Origin of the sequence: Bacillus sp. IS1, assembly GCF_032461585.1 — a bacterium.
Classification (GTDB): Bacteria; Bacillota; Bacilli; order Bacillales; family Bacillaceae; genus Bacillus; species Bacillus velezensis.
Window position 1 is genome coordinate 1 of record NZ_JAWCWR010000046.1, and the last position, 255, is coordinate 255.

Genomic DNA, 255 nt, shown 5'->3' on the forward strand with positions numbered 1-255 from the left:
TTGATCTTAGTTGCCAGCATTCAGTTGGGCACTCTAAGGTGACTGCCGGTGACAAACCGGAGGAAGGTGGGGATGACGTCAAATCATCATGCCCCTTATGACCTGGGCTACACACGTGCTACAATGGGCAGAACAAAGGGCAGCGAAACCGCGAGGTTAAGCCAATCCCACAAATCTGTTCTCAGTTCGGATCGCAGTCTGCAACTCGACTGCGTGAAGCTGGAATCGCTAGTAATCGCGGATCAGCATGCCGCG

1 rRNA gene is annotated in these 255 nt (G+C 53.3%); it reads left to right on the forward strand.

Going from position 1 to position 255, the window contains the following annotated elements:
* Positions 1-255: ribosomal RNA gene (locus RUW00_RS23135) — 16S ribosomal RNA — on the forward strand; the annotation flags it as partial.